Source organism: Arthrobacter sp. NPDC057388, assembly GCF_042668165.1.
Classification (GTDB): domain Bacteria; phylum Actinomycetota; class Actinomycetes; order Actinomycetales; family Micrococcaceae; genus Arthrobacter.
The window spans coordinates 1-15,201 of record NZ_JBHVBL010000014.1; the positions used below are offsets into that span (position 1 = coordinate 1).

Below are 15,201 nucleotides of genomic sequence, written 5' to 3' on the forward strand. Positions count from 1 at the left end.
GGCTCTTCGGGGCCGGCCCGCCGCCGTTTTTGCGCGCGGCAGTCTTTTTTGTGCGCGGCAGTCTTTGTGCGCGGCAGTCTTTGTGCGCGAAATCCGGCAGCCGTCCGGACGCAACGGCAGGATGCGCCGGTCCCTAAACAGGACGCAACGGTCCTGTCAGACTCCAACAGTCCCGTGACGATGCAACGGCCGCGTCAGGATGCAACGGTCCCGTCAGGAGGCAACGGTGCGGCGGCGCTGCTGCAGGACGAGCCCCACAATGCACAGCAGCACGCCCGCCACGCCCACGGACATGAAGCCGCCAGCGGGCCCGACGCCGTCGATGAAGAGCCCCGCCAACGGAGCGCCGAGCGCCACGCCGGCGGTCAGCGCAGACCCGTACCAGCCCATGGCCTCACCCCGCCTGGCCTCGTCGACGAGTTCGGCCACTTTCTCCGAGGCGGCCGAAAGGACAGGAGCGCACAGGAGCCCCGGCAGCAGCGACAGCAGGCTCAGGGTCAGGGTGTCGGTGGCGAAGCCCATGGGAATGGTCAGGGCAGCCATCCCCAGCAGCAGCAGGACCGGCGAGACGGGGCGGTGCATCGCCCCGTACACCAGGCCGCCGACCACAGAGGCGGCGCACCAGAACAGGAACACCAGGCCGATTTCGCCCTGGTGGCCGCCCGTCTCCAGCGCGGCCACGATTCCGACGTCGGTGCCGCTAAGAACCATCCCCGCCCCGCCGGCAACGGCGAACACCGCGGCCACGGCACCGGTGAACCAGCCGAAGCTGCGGACTACGCGCCGTTTCAGGGCCGCCCGGCGCCTGCTGCCCGCCGCCGGTGCGAGTTCAGCCGCCGCTTCCTGCAGATGTGCGGGGGCGGCGGCGACTACGGCCACCTCGGCGGCTTCCTGCTCGTCCGCTTCGCGCGCCTCCGAGCGGTCCGGGCTGCGGGTGGGCGGGTTGAACCACATCAGGAAGAGCCCGGCCAGCGATGTCGAGACGCCGACCGCGGTCAGCCCCAGCACGGAGTGACCGCTCGTGGCCACCACGGCGCCGACAGCCGGGCCGATCATGAAAACCATCTCAGTACTGACGGCATCCAGCGCGAAGGCGGTGCGGCGCTGGTCACCGTCGGCCAGGACTCCCAGCGACTGCCGCACCACACTGAAGATGGGGAGCGTCAGCAGGCCGCCCACGAACACAAGCGGCAGCAGCCACTGGTAGGAGACATGCGGGACGATGGACCAGATGACCGTCTCGGAAACCACCGAGGGTATGAGCGCCTTCCGCAGGCCTGCGGTATCCACCCGGCGGCCGCGCCAGGGCGCGCCGAGCGCGATGCCAATGGTCATCACGGCCGCCGCTGTTCCGGCAGCCGCGTAGCCTTCGCCGAGTGTCAGGACGATGTGCAGGGTCAGCAGGACGCCCGCCGCCGAATGGGGTATGCGGGCGATCATGCCGACGGCCAGGAGCCGGCGGATGGGCCGGACGGCCAGCAGCTCCCTGTACAGGCTGAAATTCACAGGTGGGTCCTCGGTTCCGCGGCCGGACAGCAGCGGAACGGGCCACGGACCCCCGGCTACTGCGCGGCGCGCCTTAGCTTGACTTCGATCGAATCAACGCGCTCAGCAAACAATACATTCCGGCTCCACTCGGCCTGGAGGCCGGCAACGAGCTCCTGGACAGCAGCCGCGTCGAGGCCGTCCTCGAGGTAGAGCACCACCCGCAGTTCCGGTCCGGCCCCGCCGCCGCCGACGGGTGCGCCTGAGGCTGTGGCGGTGGCCACTCCCCCGCCGGGAAGGACGTCGAGTCCGCGGACCGCGGGCTTGCCATCGGCTCCGGCGCGAAGCACGGCTGCCAGCTCCGGGTCCAGGTAGGCGGGCACCCACGGCCGTTGTTGCGCGAGTGCCCAGACGCCCGGCCGCCGGATCACGAAGGTCACGTCCGAGCCGGGGTCCACCACCAGCAGCTCGGCGCCTTCGGAGACGGCGGACAAGGCCGCCCTCGCGGCGTAGACCGCCACGGGCCGTGCCTCCGGGTGCCAGGCCGCCAGGGCTGCTGCCGAGGTGAACACAGGCATGGCACGCCGGCCATCCGGCGCCTTGAGCGTCACCAGTGCCATGTCCGCCTGCTTGTCGGCATGTACGCCGTGCACGCCCTCGGCTTCCTCTGCCAGCTGGGCGACCACGGGGACGAAGACGCGCGCGGTGGCGAGCGAGGCGACCACCGCGGCCTCATCGCCGTCGCCCGCAACGAGGGCGGAAACTGCGGTGAGATATCCGGCGTCGGCCGTGCCGTCGTCGTCCTCGAAGTTATGGATCCTGGCGTCGTCACCGGCCAGGCTGCGCCCGGCCCAGGGCTGGCCGGCAGAGTCGGCGGCGCCGCCGGCCCCCGCGAGGGCGGCCTCGATGTGGCCGGGCAACCGGCGGGGCTGCGCACCCCCGCCGGCAACGGGCAGGCCGTTTTCCGGCTGTACGCCGTCCGCGGGATTGGTGTGATGCTCAGCCACGGCGGTGCCTAGCGGCGTCCGGCGACGTCGAGCGCCTCGGGCAGGGTGAAGGCGCCGGCGTACAGGGCCTTGCCGACGATGGCCCCTTCGACCCCGAGCGGCACCAGGGAGCGCAGCACCTTCAGGTCGTCCAGGCTGGAGATGCCGCCGGATGCCACCACCGGCTTGCCGGTCTTCTCCACCATCTGGCGCAGCAGCTCAACGTTGGGACCCTGCAGCGTGCCGTCCTTGGTGACATCGGTAACCACGTAGCGGGCGCAGCCGGCCTCTTCGAGGCGGCCCAGTACATCCCACAGGTCCCCGCCTTCCTTGGTCCAGCCGCGTCCGGCGAGGGTGGTCCCCCGGACGTCCAGGCCGACGGCGATCCGGTCACCGAAGCGGTCGATTGCCCGGGCCGTCCATTCCGGGTTCTCGAGGGCAGCGGTGCCGAGGTTGACCCGGGCTACGCCCAGGTCCAGCGCCTTCTCCAGGGACTCGTCGTCGCGAAGGCCGCCGGAGAGCTCCACCTTGATGTCCAGCCGGCCCACCACCTCGCGCAGCAGCTCCGCGTTCGAGCCGCGTCCGAAGGCGGCGTCCAGGTCCACGAGGTGGACCCATTCGGCGCCCTGCTGCTGCCAGTTGAGTGCTGCTTCCAGCGGCGTTCCGTAGCTTGTTTCGCTGCCGGCCTCGCCCTGGACCAGGCGGACCGCCTGGCCGTTCACGACGTCGACGGCGGGCAGCAGTTCAAGTACCGGCAGCTCGTTTTGGCTGGTCATCGGGGTCCTCAGTTCTGTAGGCGCTGGTTTACGTGCCCGCCGCCCCAGGCGGCGCACACGGCGGTTTGGTTGGTTACTTGCCGGGAAGGGTCAGCAGGTAGGCGGCCAGCAGCGACATGGCCGCCAGCACGCCGAAGCCGATCTGGATCCACAGCGGCTTGCCCTGCTGCCTGAAGGACAGGGCGCCGCCTATCAGCAGGCCGCCCAGTCCCATCAGGAGGATCGACCACATTTAGGCGTCCGCCGATTGCCGGGAATGTGAACCCCGGAGCCCGTCGACCCAGTTCTTCAGCAGGCGCGCACCGGCGTCGCCGGACTTTTCCGGGTGGAACTGCGTGGCGCACAGGGGTCCGTTTTCGACGGCGGCGATGAAGGGTGCGCCGTGCTCGGACCACGTGACCAGGGGCGGGGCCATCCGGGGCTGGATGACGTCGAAATCCCAGGTCTGGACGCCATAGGAGTGCACGAAGTAGAAACGCTCGCCCTCGACGCCGTCGAACAGCTTCGAACCTTCCGGAACCTTAACCGTGTTCCACCCCATGTGCGGCACCACCTCGGCCGGGAGGAGTTCCACCTTGCCTGGCCATTCCCCCATGCCTTCGGCTTCGGTTCCGTGTTCAACACCGGCCTCGAAGAGCACCTGAAGGCCGACACAGATGCCCATGACGGGACGTCCGCCGGCAACGCGGCGGCCGATCATCCGGATGCCGTCCACGGCCTTGAGCTCGCGCATGACCGTTTCAAAGGCACCGACGCCCGGCACAACCAGTCCGTCGGCGTTCAGCACGTCTTCCGGCTTGGAGCTCAGGATGACTTCGGCGCCGGCACGTTCCAGGGCGCGCACGGCCGAGCGGACGTTGCCGGAGCCGTAGTCCAGGACGGTGACGGTGGGCTTGCCCTCCGGCGAGGCCGGTTTCAGAGTGGCGGAAGGATCGAGGATGGCGCCCTCGCGCAGTACTTTTCCGGTCACAGTGCCCCCTTGGTGGACGGGATGCCTTCGACGCGGGGATCCGGCTCGACTGCTGCCCGCAGCGCCCGCGCGAAGGCCTTGAACTGGGCTTCCACAATGTGGTGCGGGTCGCGGCCGGCGATGACGTTCATGTGCAGGCAGATGCCCGCGTGCAGCGTGATCGCCTCGAACACATGCCGGGTCAGCGACCCCGTGAAATGGCCGCCGATCAGGTGGTACTCCTGCCCGGCGGGCTCGCCGCCGTGCACCAGGTAGGGCCGGCCGGACACGTCGACGACCGCGTGCGCCAGGGCCTCATCCAGGGGCACGGTGGCCTCGCCGAAGCGGCGGATGCCCGCCTTGTTGCCCAGGGCCGTGCGCAGCACCTCCCCGAACGTGATGGCAACGTCCTCGACGGTGTGGTGCACGTCGATGTGGATATCGCCCGTGGCCTTGACGGTCATGTCAATCAGTGAGTGCTTGCACAGCGCCGTCAGCATGTGGTCGTAGAACGGGACCGACGTGCTGATGTCCGACACTCCGGTGCCGTCGAGGTTGATCTCCACCTGCACGGAGGATTCGCTGGTGGTGCGCTCCATGCGTGCAGTCCGTGCCTCGGCAGCCTTGATTCCGGTGTCGCTCATGGTGATAGATGTCCTTTGACGAAGGATGGGGGCGGACCAGACCTGGTCCGTATTCAAGTTTAGGCCTGAAGCGCAGCTTGCCGGGCCAGGATGCTTTCCAGGCCCTGCAGGAACGCTGTGGTTTCGCTCTCAGTGCCTGCGGTGACCCGCAGGTGTCCGGCGATGCCGACGTCCCGGACGAGCACCCCGGCATCCAGCAGCTCCTGCCAGACCTGATGGGGGTTTTCCAGCCCGCCAAAGAAGACGTAGTTGGAGTCCGAGGCCGCGGGCTTCAGGCCCATCCGTGTCAGCTCCGCGACGATGCGGTCGCGCTGGCGCTTGATGTCCTGGACATCCGCCATGAGCGCTTCCCGGTGCTGCAGTGCTGCGAGGGCGGTTGCCTGCGTAACGGCCGACAGGTGGTAGGGCAGTCGCACCAGCCGGAGGGCGTCAGTCACCTCCGGCGCGGCGGCCATGTAGCCGAGGCGGGCGCCGGCAAGGGCGAATGCCTTGCTCATGGTCCGGGAGACGATCAGCCGCTCCCGGCCGGGCAGCAGCGTGAGGGCGCTGGGCGTGCCATCGTGCGCAAACTCATGGTAGGCCTCGTCCACCACCACGATCGCCTGGCTCTCCTCGCCTGCCTCGTACACGGCTTCCACCACATCCAGGCCCAGGCCAGTGCCGGTGGGGTTGTTCGGCGAGCACAGGAAGACGATGTTGGGCCGGAGCTCCCGCACCTGCTGCGCGGCGGACTCGGCGCTCAGCCCGTAGTCCTCGGCGCGCCTGCCGGCGATGTAGGCGGTGTCCGTACCGCTGGCAAGGAGCGGGTACATGGAGTACGTCGGGGGGAAACTCAGGAGCGAACGGCCGGGGCCGCCGAAGGCCTGGAGGATTTGCTGGAGTACCTCGTTGGAGCCGTTGGCTGCCCAGAGGTTCTCCGGGGCGAGCCCGTGGCCCAGGTATTCCGCCAGTGCTTCCCGGAGCTCGGTGAACTCGCGGTCCGGGTACCGGTTAAGCCCGGCGGCGGCCTCACTGACCGCCGCCGTGATGGCCGCCCGCACATCGGCGGGCACGCCATGCGTGTTCTCATTAACGTTGAGCAGGATCGGGACGTCCAGCTGCGGGGCGCCGTAAGGGCTCAGCCCCTTCAGGTTGGTCCGCAGGGGCAGTCGGTTCAGTCGCTCAAGCTGATCAGTCACCAGGACAGTTTAAGGAACCCGGAGGGCCCGCCGGAAACTGTGACGGCTCCGGCACCCGGGAACCGCACGCAGCGCCACGTTTTTTGGGGGCATGGCGCTGCCGGCCTGCCTTGGCTGCACTTACTTGTTGGGCACAAAAAGCTGCTGCCCCGGCATGACCTTCCCGGCCTGAAGATCATTGAGCTGGACGATGTCCGCAATCACATCGCGGGGATCGCGCTCCGGGTCCACTTTTCCGGCGATGGCCCAGAGTGATTCGCCGGGCTGCACCGTGACGGTAACAGTGGGCGTCACGGCGAGTCCGCCGGCATTGTCCGCCGCTTTGGCCGGCGAGTTCAGCAGCCCCGCCAGTGACAGGATGAGGGCGGCCAGCAGAATGAGCGGCAGGCCGATCAGCACAATCCGGCCGCGGCGGGTCAGGCGGAGGCGCGGCGGTTTGCCCGGGCGGGCCGCGGCAGCGCGGCCGGCAGCTGCGAACTGGACTGCTGTTGGAGCTGTTGAAGCTGACATGGCGTGAGTCCTCCTGGACCAAGTTGGTACTGCCTCGCGTTCGAACAAACAGTTCGAACACCGGGCCGGCAAGCCGCCCTCACTAGAACACATGTTCGAACTTTGCTTTTCCTAGTTTTAGCACCTATCAACGAATTAAGTCGAGACTCGCTAGAACAAATGTTTGAAAAAGCTGTATGGCTGGCCTACGTTGGAAATCACAGAACAACCACATCTGCAGTTGATCAGCAGGGTCTGACATTTTTCAGGCCGGAAGTTCCCGGCACCTGCAGCTACGCGGCCGGGAGGAACGGAAAGGCGTTGGCGAACATGGCAGCACAGGCCTCTGACGGCAAGGCTCCCCAGCGCAGCCCGCGGTCACAGCGGACCCCCAAGGGACTCACCGTCCGGCAGAAGAAGATCCTGGAAACCATCCAGCGTTCCGTGAACGAGAACGGCTATCCGCCGTCGATGCGGGAAATCGGCGACACCGTCGGCCTTGCCAGCCTGTCCAGCGTGACCCATCAGCTATCGCAGCTGGAAAAGCTGGGCTACCTGAGGCGTGATCCGAAGCGGCCGCGCGCCATGGAGGTTCTGATGCCGCTCACCCTGGATGCGGGTGCTGCGGCAAAGTCCGGCGGCCCGGACAGGGCGCCGGCCCTGAAGCCGGCAGGGGCAACCGTGTCCGAGCTGCCCAGCGCGATGGACACCGCCATGGTGCCGCTGGTCGGCCGGATTGCCGCCGGCGGTCCCATCCTCGCCGACCAGATGGTGGAGGACCTGATGCCGCTGCCCCGCCAGCTGGTGGGACACGGCGAGCTCTTCATGCTCAAGGTCGCCGGTGACTCCATGGTGGACGCCGCCATCTGCGACGGGGACTGGGTGGTGGTCCGCCGCCAAAGCGACGCCGTCAACGGTGACATCGTCGCGGCACTGCTCGACGACGAAGCCACGGTCAAGACGTTCCGGCAGCGGGACGGCCACACCTGGCTGCTCCCGCAGAACACGCAGTATGAGCCCATCCTCGGCGACCACGCCGTCGTCATGGGCAAGGTGGTCTCCGTACTCCGCTCGCTCTAACGCAACACAGGGGCTCCCCGCCCCGGAAAAAGTCTTCAGGGAACCGAGCAGGCCCCGGGCAGCACTAAGCAGCCCGGGGCTTCCTTACGCCTGTGCGCCGGCGAGCCGTTCCAGCGCCGCCACCGCGGTCTTCCGGTCGGTGGTCGGCCAGAACGGCGGCAGCGCAGCACGCAGGAACCCTCCATAGCGCTCCGTGGAAAGCCTGGAGTCCAGGACAGCCACCACGCCCTTGTCGTTCGTGGACCGGATGAGCCGTCCTGCGCCCTGGGCAAGCCTGATGGCCGCATGCGTGGCAGATACGGACATGAAACCGTTGCCGCCGGCCTGCGCGACCGCCCGTGACCGTGCGGTCATCAGCGGATCGTCCGGCCGCGGGAAGGGAATCCTGTCGATCACCACGAGGCGGCATGAGCCGCCCGGCACGTCCACGCCCTGCCACAGGGACATGGTGCCGAACAGGCAGGTGTCAGGCTCGTCCGCGAACTGCTTGACCAGGGCGGTCATGGTGGATTCGCCCTGGCACAGGATGCTGACGTCCAGCCGCATGCGCAGGGTGTCCGCCGCTTCCTCGGCGGCCCGCCGCGAGGAGAAGAGACAGAGCGCTCCCCCGCCGGAGGCACGGATCAGTGACTCGAGCTCGTCCATCGCCTCCGGGGACGTGCCGCGGCCGGGTTTGGGCAGGTGGCCCGCCACGTACAGGATCCCCTGCCGGGGATAGTCGAAGGGCGAACCCACGTCGACGCCGGTCCAGCTCGGCGCGCCGTCGCCCACCAGGCCCAGGCCCCCCGCGGCGGGTTCGAAAGCAGAGCCGATGGCGAGCGTGGCCGATGTCAGCACCACGGTATGCCCGGCAAAGAGGCCTTCCCGGAGCCGGCCTGCCACACTCAGCGGCGCGATGTTGATCAGCGCGGGGGCGGTCTCGTCGGGCGCCGAGTATCCCTGTTGGGGATCAAAGGTGCTGTTCCGGGAGAACCAGACCACCTCGCGGTTTTCCCTGGCGGCGATGAGCCGCTCGCACAGCTCCAAGATCACCAGCAGGCGGGACCGCGCAAGCTGCCGCCCGCCGTCGGCCGTTGTATTGCTGTCCCCCTTGGAGTCGGACAGGGCCGCCCGGCAGGCCTCTCGAAGCTGGTCCACACAGTCCAGCTGTTCGTCGGTCAGGCCGTTCGGCAGCAGGCCGCCGGGAACACCGGCGAGAGCCGCCTCGAGGTTGGCGGCCGCGGCGTTGAGCGCGTCCACGGTAATGCCGGTGTGCTTGCGGGCGCCGGAGGCTGCGGCATGGACCATGGCCACGGACAGCTGGCCGGAAACCGCGCCGGTCACCCGGTCCTGGAGTTCGTGGGCCTCGTCCACCACCACGACGTCGTATTCCGGCAGCACGGCCAGCCCTTCGAAGGCGCTGACGGCCAGCATGGCGTGGTTGGTCACCACGATGTCGGCTTCCGCGGCATTGTGGCGGGCGAGTTCGCTGAAGCACTCTTCGGCCAGCGGGCACTTCTGCGAGCCGAGGCATTCCATGGAGGTGACGGACACCTGCCGCCACGCGCGGTCCGTCACGCCCGGAAGAAGCTCATCCCGGTCACCGGTGGTGGTCTGCTCCGCCCATTCGCGGAGCCGGACCACCTCCTTGCCCAGCTGCGAGGAGGGGCCGCCCATCGCCGCGGCAAAGTGCGGCACGCTGGTATCCTCACCCAGCGAGAAGAGCTGGCCTTCCGAGGGTTCCTCGGTGGGAAAGCCGCCCTCCAGCTTGTGCCGGCAGACGTAGTTGGCGCGGCCCTTGACCAGCGCCACCTTGACCGGCCGCTCGAGTGCCGGCTTCAGGCTTTCCAGCAGCCGGGGAAGGTCCCGGCCCACGATCTGGGTCTGCAGGGCGAGGGTGGCGGTGGAAACCAGCGCCGGCTTGTCGCTCTCCAGCGAGTGGGCGATCAAGGGGATCAGGTACGCCAGTGACTTGCCGGTTCCCGTCCCGGCCTGCACCAGCAGGTGGTCGCCGGTTTCTATTGCGCGCGCCACGTGCCTGGCCATCTCGTGCTGGCCGCTGCGGCTTTGGCCGCCCATGCCGGCCACGGCACGGTCGAGCAGCTCCAAAACATGCTGCTCGCCGGCCGTGGCACCGTCCGTCACGGCAGAGCCGTCCAGGGCCCCGGCTGCCGCCTCGTCAGTCATTGGTGCTGAAGGATTCCAGTTCAGCCGCGAGGCCTTCCCGGACCATGACCACGGCGCGGGTTCCGCCCTCTTCGTGGTCAAGGCTCAGGATCTCTGCGTCGGAGTCATGGAGCTTACTGATGAGGTCACCGCGATGGTACGGGACGAGGAGCTGCATCTTGACGTTCGGCCTCGGGATGGACTCGCTGATCGCCTTGAGCAGCTCGGCGATGCCCTCCCCCGTCCGCGCCGATACAACCACGTGCCGCGGTTCGCGCTGCTTGAGCCGCTCCACCACAAAGGGGTCGGCGGCGTCGGCCTTGTTCAGGACGATGATTTCGGGCACCTTGCGGGCGTCCACCTCTGCGAACACCGAGCGCACCGCGGCGATCTGGCCTTCCGGATCCGGGTGGGACACGTCCACGACATGCAGGATCAGATCGGCATCCGCGACTTCCTCCAGGGTGGAGCGGAAGGCCTCCACCAGCTGGGTGGGCAGCGAACGGACGAAACCTACGGTGTCGGCCAGCGTGTAGCCCATGCCGTCTGCCGTCTCGGCCTTGCGGACCGTCGGGTCCAGGGTGGCGAACAGGGCGTTCTCCACCAGGACACCGGCGTCGGTGAGGCGGTTCAGCAGCGAGGACTTGCCGGCGTTGGTGTATCCGGCGATGGCCACGGACGGGACCTCATTACGACGGCGGTTGGCCCGTTTGGTCTCCCGCGCCGGCTTCATCGCGGCGATCTCGCGCCGCAGCTTGGCCATCCGGGTGCGGATCCGGCGGCGGTCCAGTTCGATCTTGGTTTCACCCGGACCGCGCGAGCCCATGCCGGCGCCTGCGCCGCCCACCTGGCCACCGGCCTGGCGGGACATGGATTCACCCCAGCCACGGAGGCGCGGGAGGAGGTATTCGAGCTGTGCCAGCTCCACCTGGGCCTTGCCTTCGCGGCTCTTGGCGTGCTGGGCGAAGATGTCGAGGATGAGCGCCGTGCGGTCGATGACCTTCACCTTGACGATGTCTTCCAGGCCGCGCCGCTGGGACGGAGCGAGTTCGGCGTCCACCACGACGGTGTCGGCGCCGGTGGACATCACGACATCCTTGAGCTCCAAGGCCTTGCCCGCCCCGAGGAAGGTGCCGGGGTCCGGCTTGGCGCGCCGCTGGACGAGCCCGTCGAGGACCTCGGATCCCGCTGTTTCCGCAAGCGCGGCAAGTTCGCGCAGTGAGTTTTCCGCGTCGGCCAGCGTGCCCTCGGTCCAAAGCCCCGCAAGGACAACGCGCTCCAGGCGCAGCTGCCGGTATTCGACTTCGGTGACGTCTTCAAGTTCCGTTGACAGCCCTGCCGTGCGCCGCAGAGCCCGGCGTTCCTCGAGATCCTGCTGGTCGCCGTCGAACGCGCTGTGCTCTTCGGAGAGCTGCGAGATGGCCTGCGCCTTGCCCAGGACACCCTTGCTGTCGGAGCGGCCGCCGTCGGCTGCCGCTGCGTTCCTGGCCGGGACGTCCTTGGCGAGGATCCGGTCGATGACAGCCTGGATCTCCTCGGGACTCATGTCCTGGGCGGCTGGCTCGGATCCGGAATTTTGCTGATTGGTCATGGTCTCCTTTGAAGGTTCTGCATCTTCAGAATAGTGCTGATTCGCGCCCTTGGCTGCGGTATTCGCGCTGGGCTGACGGCGAGGGGTCATGGAGGTGCTCCTGACGTGCCGGCAGCGGACGCGCTGACGGCAGGAAGTGGACTGATCGAGTGCTGTTTGGGCGGCGCCTTTTGAATGGCAAACTGCGGAAGGTGTTGCACCTGCATCGCAGTGGGAGGGCGCCACGGGCCGGGGGCTGGCGGCCATGCTGCTGGGAGCTGCAAGCCGCGGGCAAGAAGTGCCGGCTACTCAAAAATCAGAAACATGCGTTCAAGGATACCAGAACTCCCAGGCCGGTTTTCGCGTTCCGCCCGGTTTCCCATCAGGCGGGCAGCCCACTAATCTGGCCAGTTATGGAGTCTGCCCATTATTTCAGCGCCTCACCTGCGGGCCCGTTCACCCGCAAGCCCCTCACAGTGGAACTGGCCGGTGAAACGCGGAAGGTGCAGACCTCGTCCGGCATCTTCAGCCCGGACGGCATCGATAAAGGGACGGCAATTCTGCTCGCCGAGGTCCCGGCCCCGGCACCGCAGGGAAACCTGCTCGACATCGGCTGCGGGTGGGGACCGATCGCCCTGACCATGGCCCTCCGGGCACCGCACGCGCAGGTCTACGCAGTTGACGTCAACGAGCGCTGCATCACGCTCACGAATGAAAACGCCGCGCTGCTCGGGCTGGCCAACGTCACCGCCAGCAAGCCCGAGGACGTGGACCCGGAGGTCCGCTTCGACACCATCTGGTCCAATCCGCCGATCCGGATCGGCAAGGACGAACTGCACTCGCTCCTGCTGCTGTGGCTGCCGAGGCTGGCGCCGGGCGGTTCAGCGTGGCTGGTGGTCCAGAAGAACCTGGGCTCGGATTCGCTTCAGCGCTGGCTGGCGGAGGTGCTGGATGAGTCCTTCACGGTGACGCGCGAAAGCACGTCGAAGTCGTTCAGGATCCTGCGGGTCAGGAAAGCGTCCCGGTAGCAACGATCGTTGCCGGGCCGCTCAGTTCAACGTGCTCGCGGCCGCCGGCGACGGTGAAGAACTTCACGCCGACGACGCCGCCCGGCACCTTCACCTGCCAGGCGTCCGGGGCACCCTGCCCCGCCCAGTGCCGGATGGCCACCGCTGCCGCACAGGCTCCGGTACCGCAGGACTGGGTTTCGCCGACGCCGCGTTCGTGGACGCGCATGGTCACGGTGCCCACGCCGTCGTGCACCAGCGGCTCGGCCGGCACGACGAACTCGACGTTGGTGCCGTTGGCCGGAGTCGGGTCGACGTGCGGGGCGGTGAACAGCCGGGTGTCCTGCAGTTCGGACAGCTCGGCGAGGGCGACCACGGTGTGGGGGTTGCCCATGCTGACGGAAAGTGCCGGCCGCGGCACCTCGAGGCCGTCGGCGCTGACAAGCGAGTCCATGGCACGGGCGGCTGCCTCATCCGGGAAGATGAACTCCCAGGGGCCCATGTCGACGGCGTAGCCGTCACCCGTGCGGACGATGGTCTTGACCCCGCCGCGGGTGCCGATGGTCAGCGAGCCGCCGGCAGGCAGTTCCGCCAGCCCTTCGGCCAGCAGGAAGTGGACGAATACGCGCACACCGTTGCCGCACATCTCGGACAGGGAACCGTCCCCGTTCCGGTAGTCCATGAACCATTCGGCGTCGGGATTGTCGGCCAGCAGCTGGCGCCCCTCGTCAAGGAGGCGGGACGGAACGGCCCGGATGAGGCCGTCGCCGCCGATGCCGCGGTGGCGGTCGCAGAGCTGGGCGACCTGCTCGGCGGAGATGGCGTGCACGCCCTCCGGGTCGGCAACCAGGACGAAATCGTTGCCGGTGCCATGGCCCTTGGAGAACCGCAGACCGCTCAGCGTTGAGCCCCCGGCGGGGGCTGCGGACCGGGCTGTTTCTGCAAGGGTTTCGTTCATGCCTCAAGGTTACCCGGCTGCCGGCGGCGCCAGGAAAACGGCATGGATCTGCCGCGCTGGCTCCGGGCGCTGGTGAGGAGGATGCCGGCGATGACCACCGCGCCGCCGGCAATCTGGGCGATGGAGTAGGGATGACCGGCCAGGATGGTGAACAAGGCGGTAAAGACCGTGATGAGGTTGAGGAACACTCCTGCGGTGCCGGCCGGGATGACGGTCAGCGCGCGGTTCCAGAGCAGGTACGACAGCACCGACGGAAAGAGCGCGATGAAGACCAGCGAGGCGACGGCGTCCGGCGGGGACGGCAGGGACGGACCGCCGCCGGCGAGGCTAAGTGGCGTGAGGACAACAACGGTGATGGCAGCCTGGACGGCCGTGGCGGTGATCGGCGGGAGCGGCGGGGCCAGGCGGCCGGTGATCGTATAGGCGGACCACGCTGCGATGGCACCGATCATGAACAGCTCACCGGTGCCGAATCCGGCCTGCAGCAGCTTGCCCGCGTCACCGTTGCTGAGGACCAGGAGCACCCCGGCCAGCGCGATCAGGACCCCGCCAACCGCCCTGCGGGTCAGCCGTTCCCGAAGAAAGGCGGCGGCTGCCAGGGTGATGAGTGCCGGGTTGAACGCGTTGATCAGGGACGCGCTGAAGGCATCAGTGTGTTCCAGTGCCGTGTACAGCAGCAGGTTGTAGCCCAACAGCCCGAACATGCTCAGCGCAAGAAGCCATGGCCAGGCAGCCAGCACCTGCCGCCATTGGGGGCGCTCCGCTATCTGGGCGATGGCCAGCAGCGGAAGCAGGGCGAGCGACCACCGCAGCAGGACGAGGCTGAGGGGGTCGATGCTCTCGACTGCGCCCGCCCCCACAATGTAGTTGCCGGCCCAGAAAAGTGTTGCCCCCAGCAGCGAGGCGACTGCAACGGTCAGGGCCCGCCTCCGGGCGCGCTTGGTTGTGGTGGCAGCAGCGAGGGTCATCGGGGCCCTTTCTTCCGGGCGCTTGCCTCAGTAGGTTGGTGCGGTTCGTATGTTGGTGCGGTTCAGCGGCAGAGGGCTGCTGCCTTGGCCGGCAGCTCCGGGTCCTGCCAGTCCAGCCAGCTGATGCGGGGGTCGGCCCGGAACCAGGTCAGTTGCCGGCGGGCAAACTGCCTGGTGGCCACAATGGTTTCTTCGGCTGCCTGCGCAAGGTCCGCCACGCCGTCGAGCACTTTGAGGAACTGGGCGTACCCCAGTGCGCGGGGGGCGGTCTTGCCCCGGCGGAGGCCCTGGGCGTCCAGCCGCTGGACCTCATCCAGCAGGCCGCGCTCCACCATCCGGTGTACCCGGAGGGCCAGCCGCTCCCGCAGCTGCTCCCGGTCGACCTCCAGTCCGATCTGGATGGCCGGCTGGTAGTACTCGCGCGTGGGCATGAAGGAACTGAACGGGCGGCCGGTCAGCTCGAAGACCTCCAGCGCGCGGATGATGCGGCGGGCGTCACCAAGGCGGCCAGCGGAAACGGGGTCAACTGCGCGGAGGCGGTCCAGCAGCGCCGCGGTCCCTGCCTCCGCATTCTCCTGCTCCAGCCGGCCGCGGATTTCCGGGTCGGTTCCCGGGAAGTCCAGAACATCCAGGGCGGCGCGCACGTAAAGGCCGGATCCGCCGGCCAGAATGGCGCGCTTCCCGCGCCGGTGGATGTCGGCGACGGCGGCCCGCGCCTGCTGCTGGAAGTCGGACACCGACGCTTCCTGCGTCACGTCCAGAATGTCCAGCAGGTGGTGGCGGACTCCCCGTTGTTCGGCCTCGGTGACCTTGGCTGTGCCGATGTCCATGCCGCGGTAGAACTGCATGGCGTCGGCGTTGATCACCTCACCGTTCAGGGAAAGGGCGAGTTCGACGGCGAGGTCGGACTTACCCGATCCCGTGGGTCCGACGACCGCTATGACGGGGGGCTGGCCCGCCACCGGG

15 protein-coding genes are annotated in these 15,201 nt (G+C 68.3%); 2 read left to right on the plus strand and 13 right to left on the minus strand.

All coding sequences use genetic code 11. The annotated features are described in order from the left end of the window. Positions 1–213: 213 nt before the first annotated feature. The 8 genes from ACFUTU_RS08925 to ACFUTU_RS08960 form a co-directional block, all read right to left on the minus strand. Positions 214–1,506 carry an MFS transporter gene (locus ACFUTU_RS08925; protein WP_377963306.1) on the minus strand — a complete coding sequence of 431 codons (1,293 nt, stop codon included), beginning with the start codon at positions 1,504–1,506 and terminating at the stop codon, positions 214–216. Between the two features lie 56 nt (positions 1,507–1,562). Beyond that, a complete protein-coding gene (locus ACFUTU_RS08930; protein ID WP_377963474.1) occupies positions 1,563–2,441 on the minus strand; it encodes an SseB family protein in 879 nt (292 codons plus the stop codon). 59 nt (positions 2,442–2,500) lie between these two features. Further along, positions 2,501–3,247: a bifunctional 1-(5-phosphoribosyl)-5-((5-phosphoribosylamino)methylideneamino)imidazole-4-carboxamide isomerase/phosphoribosylanthranilate isomerase PriA gene (gene priA, locus ACFUTU_RS08935; protein WP_377963308.1), complete on the minus strand. Its 747-nt coding sequence runs from the start codon at positions 3,245–3,247 to the stop codon at positions 2,501–2,503. Between the two features lie 73 nt (positions 3,248–3,320). Further along, a complete protein-coding gene (locus tag ACFUTU_RS08940; RefSeq protein ID WP_377963310.1) occupies positions 3,321–3,479 on the minus strand; it encodes a hypothetical protein in 159 nt (52 codons plus the stop codon). Continuing rightward, a complete protein-coding gene (gene hisH, locus ACFUTU_RS08945) occupies positions 3,480–4,217 on the minus strand; it encodes an imidazole glycerol phosphate synthase subunit HisH (protein ID WP_377963312.1) in 738 nt (245 codons plus the stop codon). After that, on the minus strand, positions 4,214–4,840 hold the full coding sequence (gene hisB, locus ACFUTU_RS08950; protein WP_377963314.1) for an imidazoleglycerol-phosphate dehydratase HisB: 627 nt from the start codon (positions 4,838–4,840) through the stop codon (positions 4,214–4,216). Before hisB ends, hisH begins: the two co-directional genes overlap by 4 nt. Positions 4,841–4,899: 59 nt before the next feature. Further along, positions 4,900–6,018: a histidinol-phosphate transaminase gene (locus ACFUTU_RS08955; protein WP_377963316.1), complete on the minus strand. Its 1,119-nt coding sequence runs from the start codon at positions 6,016–6,018 to the stop codon at positions 4,900–4,902. Between the two features lie 120 nt (positions 6,019–6,138). Continuing rightward, positions 6,139–6,528 (minus strand): LysM peptidoglycan-binding domain-containing protein, encoded by a 390-nt coding sequence (locus ACFUTU_RS08960; RefSeq protein WP_377963318.1) that lies wholly within the window; start codon positions 6,526–6,528, stop codon positions 6,139–6,141. Between the two features lie 309 nt (positions 6,529–6,837). On the opposite strand from ACFUTU_RS08960, the gene lexA reads away from it, so the two are divergent. Next, positions 6,838–7,587: a transcriptional repressor LexA gene (gene lexA, locus ACFUTU_RS08965; RefSeq protein ID WP_377963320.1), complete on the plus strand. Its 750-nt coding sequence runs from the start codon at positions 6,838–6,840 to the stop codon at positions 7,585–7,587. Positions 7,588–7,671: 84 nt separating this feature from the next. Here lexA and ACFUTU_RS08970 read toward each other — a convergent pair whose 3' ends face one another. Both ACFUTU_RS08970 and hflX read right to left on the minus strand, forming a co-directional pair. Further along, positions 7,672–9,753: an ATP-dependent DNA helicase gene (locus ACFUTU_RS08970; RefSeq protein ID WP_377963322.1), complete on the minus strand. Its 2,082-nt coding sequence runs from the start codon at positions 9,751–9,753 to the stop codon at positions 7,672–7,674. After that, positions 9,746–11,323 carry a GTPase HflX gene (hflX, locus tag ACFUTU_RS08975; protein ID WP_377963323.1) on the minus strand — a complete coding sequence of 526 codons (1,578 nt, stop codon included), beginning with the start codon at positions 11,321–11,323 and terminating at the stop codon, positions 9,746–9,748. Before hflX ends, ACFUTU_RS08970 begins: the two co-directional genes overlap by 8 nt. Before the next feature lie 392 nt (positions 11,324–11,715). On the opposite strand from hflX, the gene ACFUTU_RS08980 reads away from it, so the two are divergent. Next, the gene (locus tag ACFUTU_RS08980) at positions 11,716–12,330 is read left to right on the plus strand and encodes a class I SAM-dependent methyltransferase (RefSeq protein ID WP_377963325.1); all 615 of its coding nucleotides are present in this window, start codon (positions 11,716–11,718) and stop codon (positions 12,328–12,330) included. On the opposite strand, the gene dapF is transcribed toward ACFUTU_RS08980, so the two are convergent. The 3 genes from dapF to miaA form a co-directional block, all read right to left on the minus strand. Continuing rightward, positions 12,311–13,267: a diaminopimelate epimerase gene (gene dapF, locus ACFUTU_RS08985; protein ID WP_377963327.1), complete on the minus strand. Its 957-nt coding sequence runs from the start codon at positions 13,265–13,267 to the stop codon at positions 12,311–12,313. The two genes, ACFUTU_RS08980 and dapF, sit on opposite strands and share 20 nt — an antisense overlap. Then, positions 13,264–14,235, minus strand: a complete 972-nt coding sequence (locus ACFUTU_RS08990) for a DMT family transporter (RefSeq protein ID WP_377963329.1) — start codon at positions 14,233–14,235, stop codon at positions 13,264–13,266. Before ACFUTU_RS08990 ends, dapF begins: the two co-directional genes overlap by 4 nt. Before the next feature lie 62 nt (positions 14,236–14,297). After that, complete coding sequence (gene miaA / locus ACFUTU_RS08995; protein WP_377963331.1) at positions 14,298–15,197, minus strand: tRNA (adenosine(37)-N6)-dimethylallyltransferase MiaA; 900 nt, start codon at positions 15,195–15,197, stop codon at positions 14,298–14,300. Between the last annotated feature and the right edge of the window lie 4 nt (positions 15,198–15,201).